Below are 1,895 nucleotides of genomic sequence, written 5' to 3'. Positions count from 1 at the left end.
CTGGATCGCGGGCGCCGCGTTGTCCGGGTGCCCCTCGAACTCGGTGGCCAGCCCCAGCACCGTGGCGGCGTCGATCGCGCGTGGGTCGGCCAGCAGGGCACGGGCGGCGACGATCCCGGCCACGACGGCGGCCGACGACGAGCCGAGCCCCCGGCCGTGCGGGATCACGTTGTGGCACGTCATGTGGATGCCGGTCGGCACGGCGCCGGCCAGGTCCATCGTGCGCCGCAGCGCACGCACCACCAGGTGGTCCTCCCCGAGGGGGACCTCCCCGGCACCCTCGCCCTCGACCTCCACGACCACGTCGGAGCTCGCCACCAGGCGCACCTCGACCTCGTCGTACAGGGCCAGCGCGAGACCGAGCGAGTCGAACCCGGGCCCGAGGTTGGCGCTGGTCGCGGGCACCCGGACCCGCACGTGGTCGGCGCCGAGCTGCATCAGAGTGAGAGCGCGTCGGCGATCGAGACGACGTCGGCGGAAACCCGCACGGGCTCCACCTCGCCGCCGTCCGGCGTCCGCAGCGCCCAGCCCGGGTCCTTGAGCCCGTGGCCGGTCACCGTGATCGTGATGCGCGCCCCAGCGGGCACGAGGCCGCGCTCGTGGCGCGCAAGCAGACCCGCGACCCCCGCCGCGGAGGCCGGCTCGACGAACACGCCGACCTCGGCCGACAGGATGCGGTGCGCGGCGAGGATCTGCTCGTCCGTCACGGCCTCGATGACGCCGCCGGAGGTGTCCCTGGCCTGCTCGGCGAGCTCCCACGAGGCGGGGTTACCGATGCGGATGGCCGTGGCGATCGTGTCCGGGTCGTCGACGGGGTGGCCCTTGACGATCGGCGCGGCGCCGGCGGCCTGGAAGCCCCACATGGCCGGCGTGCGGCTCGCGACGCCGGACTCGGCGTACTCGGTGAAGCCCTTCCAGTACGCCGTGATGTTCCCGGCGTTGCCCACGGGCAGCAGGTGGATGTCCGGGGCGTCCCCCAGCGCGTCCACGATCTCGAAGGCGGCGGTCTTCTGGCCCTCGATGCGGTCGGGGTTGACCGAGTTCACGAGCTCGACGGGGTGCGTGTCGGCAAGCTTGCGGGCCGCCACCAGGCAGTCGTCGAAGTTGCCGTCGACCTGCAGCAGGCGGGCGCCGTGCGCCACCGCCTGGCTCAGCTTGCCCATGGCGATCTTGCCGTCGGGCACCAGCACCGCGCAGAGCATGCCGGCGCGCGTCGCGTAGGCGGCGGCCGACGCCGACGTGTTGCCCGTCGACGCGCACACCACGGCCCGCGCGCCGCGGCCGGCTGCCGCGGAGATCGCTGCCGTCATGCCGCGGTCCTTGAACGAGCCGGTCGGGTTCATGCCCTCGACCTTGACGTAGACGTCGGCACCCGTGCGCTCGGACAGCGCGGGGGCAGGCACCAGCGGCGTGCCACCCTCGCCCAGCGTCACGATCTTCTGCTGGAGGTGGGCGGGCAGGCGGTCCGCGTACTCGGTGATCACACCACGCCACAGGCGCGAGGTGGGCGGGACGCCGGAGCCGGCGGACGGGACGTTCGGTTCAGCGGGCAGCACAGGCACGGTTCAGCCTTCGACTCTCAGGACGGACGTGATCTCGCGGACCGGTTCGAGCGTGCGCACGGCCGCGATGGTGGCGGCCAGCGACGCCTCACGGGCGGCGTGGGTGGTCAGGAGCAGCTCGGCGGTGCCCTCGGAGGGTCCCGTCTGGCGCACGGTGTCGATCGAGACGCCGTGGTCGCCCACGACGCCCGCGACCTGCGCGAGCACGCCGGGCAGGTCGGCCACCAGCAGGCGGACCTGGTAGCGCGTCACCGCGGCGTCCGCCGGGAGCAGCGGGCGTGCCGCGTACGTGGACTCCTGCGGGCCCTTGCCGCCGAGCACGCGGTGGCGCGC

At 74.2% G+C, this 1,895-nt stretch carries 3 protein-coding genes; all 3 read right to left on the bottom strand.

The genetic code is table 11. The features are described from left to right. Positions 1 to 438 (bottom strand): homoserine kinase (locus PROKR_RS35510; protein WP_036966285.1); only part of this gene is annotated, 438 nt, incomplete at its 3' end. Continuing rightward, positions 438 to 1,553: a threonine synthase gene (gene thrC / locus PROKR_RS19470; protein WP_245605898.1), complete on the bottom strand. Its 1,116-nt coding sequence runs from the start codon at positions 1,551 to 1,553 to the stop codon at positions 438 to 440. The genes PROKR_RS35510 and thrC, both read right to left, overlap by 1 nt. A 12-nt stretch (positions 1,554 to 1,565) precedes the next feature. Next, a partial coding sequence (locus PROKR_RS19465) for an ACT domain-containing protein (protein WP_036965996.1) occupies positions 1,566 to 1,895 on the bottom strand: 330 nt, incomplete at its 5' end.

The sequence above is a fragment of the Promicromonospora kroppenstedtii DSM 19349 genome (assembly GCF_000515355.1).
In the GTDB taxonomy this organism is placed as follows: domain Bacteria; phylum Actinomycetota; class Actinomycetes; order Actinomycetales; family Cellulomonadaceae; genus Promicromonospora; species Promicromonospora kroppenstedtii.
The sequence above is the reverse complement of the archived record's forward strand: the minus strand, read 5'-3'. Positions and strand labels throughout refer to the sequence as shown.